2 protein-coding genes and 2 pseudogenes are annotated in these 4651 nt (G+C 43.5%); 2 read left to right on the forward strand and 2 right to left on the reverse strand.

Annotation, left to right across the window (positions count from 1 at the left end):
• Positions 1-104 (forward strand): annotated as a pseudogene (locus tag ACEPPX_RS11490) (IS1595 family transposase); the annotation flags it as partial.
• 203 nt (positions 105-307) lie between these two features.
• Here ACEPPX_RS11490 and ACEPPX_RS11495 read toward each other — a convergent pair.
• Together ACEPPX_RS11495 and ACEPPX_RS11500 are read right to left on the reverse strand one after the other, a co-directional pair.
• Positions 308-1852: an alpha/beta hydrolase-fold protein gene (locus ACEPPX_RS11495; protein WP_416624147.1), complete on the reverse strand. Its 1545-nt coding sequence runs from the start codon at positions 1850-1852 to the stop codon at positions 308-310.
• Between the two features lie 58 nt (positions 1853-1910).
• Positions 1911-4022, reverse strand: a pseudogene (locus ACEPPX_RS11500) (TonB-dependent siderophore receptor).
• 107 nt (positions 4023-4129) lie between these two features.
• Here ACEPPX_RS11500 and ACEPPX_RS11505 point away from each other — a divergent pair.
• Positions 4130-4564 carry a hypothetical protein gene (locus ACEPPX_RS11505; protein ID WP_416624148.1) on the forward strand — a complete coding sequence of 145 codons (435 nt, stop codon included), beginning with the start codon at positions 4130-4132 and terminating at the stop codon, positions 4562-4564.
• Positions 4565-4651: the final 87 nt, after the last annotated feature.

The following is a 4651-nucleotide window of genomic DNA, read 5'->3' on the forward strand; positions in this document are numbered from 1 at the left end:
ACCGAAAATCTTTCCCTTTATTCTTGAAAGAATGCGAATTTCGTTTTAACTTTGGTACACCAAAAGAGCAACTTAAAATCTTGCGAATTTGGTGTGATATTTAAGGCTAATCTAATACAGCCCCTTATTGAATTTAAAAAATTCAAAGTTTCTAAAATATTGCTGTCGCAACTTTTGAGGTTCTGTAAAGGCTTCACCCTGAAAAACAGTTAATTAAAATCGGCAGATTGAGTAAAGCAGACCCAGTACGAGATAATCAGCTCAATGTTACATTTGTTCAGGCTGCCTGAAAATGGTGGTGTGATGATCAATGTTTGGTGGTATTAAAAAAAGTTTTTAATGCGTGCGGTAATACGTTTTCCCAGATGGCATAATCATGACTGCCTGCTATTTTTTGGAATTGTACGGTATGCCCTTGTTGCTTCAATAATTCGGCTAGTTCTTGGCTGGTTTCTAAAATGCCTATTGCTTGGGCATGGCGCGTGGTTTCGTAGCTGCCTGCGCTGATGTACCAATGCAAAGGTGGCGTGGGTTGCTGGATAAACAGGGTTTTTAAGCCATTATCGGGGTCGGTTGGCTGTTTTTTCCACCAGAATGAACCTGACATGGGCACGAAATAATGGATTAAATCGGGATATTGATGCGCAAAGTAGGCGGTTGCTAATCCGCCATAGCTTGAACCTGCTAATACGCTGCGTTGGGGCTGGTGTGGTATCCCTGTTTGTTGCGCTATAAACGCAAAGAGTTCTTTGGCTAGCATGTTGTTTAATGATGAATTAACGGGCAATTCTTGTGCGCGGTTGGTGTTGTCAATCAATACGAGATAAATCGGGGGCATGCTGTCGGGTAGCTTGTCTAAATTAGCCAATAATTGTGTTTCATCTAAATAATTTTGTCCGTCAAATAAATAAACAAATATGGGGTTTGCACGATTGGTGCTGCGGTTTTGGTATAGCCATATTCTGCGCTGATTGCCTAAGATTACGCTGTGAAAGGCGTATTGTTTCAGGCTGCCTTTGGGTGGCGTGGGGTGATTGGGGCGTTTGTTTAAATCTAATAAAGATTGTTCACCATAGCGATGGGGATTAAGTGTATCCGCTTGTAAAACCGCTAATAAAGCGCGTCTTTTTTGATAGGCGGCATCGGGTGTTTCGGGTGCAAGAATGGGTGTTGGAACATCGGGGGCGAAACGGTAGCTAAGTCGGATGTGGTTATCTACCACGAAACTTTTGTACCAAATATCTGTTTGGGGCAGTGGAACGAGCCATTCATGGTCATTGCTGGGTGCGCCGATGAGACGCACATTGTGTTTTGCACCGCGATAGATGAAGGTTACTAGGCTTTGTTGATGATTGAGCGGTTCAATCAATGGCGCACCTTGTTGTTGTATGTCTTGCCAAAATTGATTAACTGCTTGGGGACGGTTGTGGGATTGAAGTATTTGGCGTAAACGTAGGCTTTGGGGGGTGGTGTTTGGTTCGTGGTTCTGGGGTTGTAATTGCGCGTGCTGATGATTGAGCGTTAAGGTATAGCAAAGATTGGGTTGTTCGGGTGCGTCAATGTGTAGCGCGTAAGTGTTGTGTTGTTCAGGCAGCCATAATACAAGGTTTTGTTCATTGGTTTTATTGCTAAATAGGGTACGTTTCAGGCTGCCTGAAAAGAGTTGTGCGCTGATGCCTGCGCGGGTGTAATCCATCTGTGAAAATTGAATGTTGCCCGTTATGTAGTTGCCTTGTTGCGGCTGTAAAGGAATGGTTTTGCTGGTTTGTCCATGGAGACATTCTTGAATGGTTTGGGCAGAGATGGTGGTTGATGCTAGTGTCAGTAGGCTCATTATGAAAATTTTAAACATATCTTTTCCTAAAAAAAGGCAGCCTGAAAATTTATGTTATTTTCAGGCTGCCTGAAATTTACCAGCGATAACCTGATGATAATGTTACCACACGTCCTTTGCCGTAGAAGCAAGTGAAGGTGTTGGCACATGAAGAAACGTATTCTTTATTGCCAATGTTTTGGATATTTAATTGCATGCTGGCGCCTTTGAGTTTGGGGAACTTGTAGGCAAGTTTCATATCCCAAAGGGCATAGGCGGGAACGTGGAGCGTGTTGCTGCTATCAACGGTTGAACCAATGTAGCGGACGCCTAAGCCTGCGCTTAAACCTTGTAGGCTGCCTGAAAATCGGTAGTCTGTCCAAAGAGAAAAGCTGTCGCGTGGCACGCCCCAAGAACGTTTGCCGATTTTGTTGGCATCAGTGGATTAGCGCACCACTTTGTCTAAATGGGTATAGTTGCCGCTGATGCCCCATTGTGGCGTGATGTCGCCTTGCAGCTCTAATTCCAGACCGCGTGTGCGGATTTTTCCATCTTGAATATAGCCGCCGAGTTTGCGGTCGTATTCTGCTAAATTGGTTTGCTCAATATTAAAGATTGAAGCGGTTGCCAGCAGGGCTGGATTGGGTTGGTATTTAATGCCTAGCTCAAATTGTTTGGCGGTGGTGGGTTTTAGTGCGGCACCGTTAATGTCGCTGCCTGTGTTGGGTAAAAAAGATGTGCTGTAGCCCAAATAGGGGTTGATGCCATGTTTGGAAGCATACAGGATACCTGCGCGCCAAGTGAATTTATGGTCGGATTGTTTATTGACTTTTTGGCTTAACACATTGTGTTCCATACCTGACGCGTGGTCATAACGTCCGCCTAATACGAAATGCCAACGTCCCCATTGCATTTGGTCTTGTAAGTACAGCCCTGTTTGCTTCATGCTTGAACGAGCATGTGTTGTAATAGGGCGGTTGGACGGAACAGTAACACCATAAACAGGACGTTGCCAATCAATAGGCGCAACATCTGCCATATCCGCTATGCGCTCATTTTTGCGGCGGGCATAATCTAAGCCTAAAATCCAATTGTGTTGTGTCTTGCCCCATGTTGGCTGCCATTGAATGCGATTATCTACTTGGAAATCTTGCCAATTGGCATCGATGACTCGTGCTTTACGAATCAGGCGACTGCTGTTGCCATCTGCATTCCAAACAACTAAAGTTTTCCAATTATCGGTGTATTTTCCGTAGCGTAAATTTTGATGCACGCTGATGTTGTTATCAAAATCATGTCTAAAACGATAGCCAATTTGTACTTTTTCATTGTTAAAATCATGGAAATTGGGGTCGCCTGCAAAAAATTTTCGTCCGATATATTGTCCATTAACAGGCGTTAGCGTGCCTGTGCTAACCAAAAAATTGCGGTTGCCTGCTTTGGGCTGTTTTTCATATAACACGTTGATGACTAACTCTGTTTGTGGGCTAGGTGTCCAACGGAATGACGGGGCTAAAGTGTAAGATTCTTGTCGTGTGTGTTTGCCTTCTTGCCAATTCATGCGTTTGGTAACGGCAACCAAACGATAAGCGAATTGTTCGGTAATGGCACGGTCAATATCTACGCCTACTTCTAAGCGGCTCCCCGTTCCTGCTTTCAATAAAATTTCGTTTTCATCGCTGCCTGTGGCTTCTTTGAGCTTTAAATTGACTAAACCACCAGGGTTGGCTTGCCCATATAAAACCGATGCGGGCCCTTTTAACACATCAATTTGGTCAATCACATAAGGATTGATTTCCAAAGATGCAGGATAGCTTAAACCATTAAGGTAAGTGGGTTGGCTGCCACCATCACTTTTATTGCCAATACCGCGTACGGACATTTCAATCACACCATTTTCTCCACGATAGCCACCAGATGCACCTGCCGTGTAAGCCAAAGTTTCTGCCACATCTTGCGGTTCGCGCTCATCTAAGTGGCGACGGGTAACCACGCTTATGCTTTGAGATGTGGTTTGAACTGGGGTGGCGGTTTTTGTTGCCGTTTGCGTTTTTTCGGCATCCGCCGTATAAGCATACCGAGCAGCGTTGCGTGAACCTTGCACATTGATGGTTTCTAATTCTTGAACATTAACTTCAGATTCAGCAGAAGCAAATGCGACACTCAATAATGTTGGCAAAATAGCCCAGCGAAAAGGGGTCGGTTTCATCGTTTATCCTATTTGTTATTGAGAACTATTACTATATAATTATTCCATGCCTCCTTATTTTGCACCCGAATTTTTCACAAAATTATCCCGATAGAAACACAATAATTATGATGCAACACCATTCTTTTTACTTAAAAAATGATAATCAACAAGGTGAAATTGCTATTTATCGTTTAGCCAAAGGCATAAAAATTAAGACCTCCCATTTAGATACTTTTGCGGAATACGTTGATACAGGTTGTTTTGAGCCAGACATTCGGTTGATTTTTGCCCTAGAAGGCACGACACATCTGCAATTTGGAGAGCAAAGCATTCGTTTGACGGCAGGCAGCATGCAAGAAGGTGTTTTATTGCCACTTAATCAAGTTGAACAAGGAAGCAAAGTCTTTCATATTGGGCATCAAAATGAATTGGTTTGCTTTTTTAGCAGCATACATTTGGAAATGCTCGGTTGCCCACTTTACGTTATCAAGGCGCTACGCCAAGCACATTTGCAACCGCATGAAGCCGCGCGCGATAAATCAGCGCGATTTTTGAGATAAACCGCTTTTAAATTTATTTCACCATGTGCAATAAATTTTCAAATCCTGCCAAACAAAGGCAGGATTTTTTATATTGGCTTGAACAAA

The sequence above is a fragment of the Neisseria sp. S1 genome, from assembly GCF_048060015.1.
GTDB classification, from domain to species: Bacteria; Pseudomonadota; Gammaproteobacteria; order Burkholderiales; family Neisseriaceae; genus Neisseria; species Neisseria arctica.

What these genes read in the sequence shown, in the direction of transcription:
- ACEPPX_RS11495 (WP_416624147.1), bottom strand. Translation starts at nt 1,852, where the DNA reads ATGTTTAAAATTTTCATAATGAGCCTACTGACACTAGCATCAACCACC.
- ACEPPX_RS11505 (WP_416624148.1), top strand. Translation starts at nt 4,130, where the DNA reads ATGATGCAACACCATTCTTTTTACTTAAAAAATGATAATCAACAAGGT.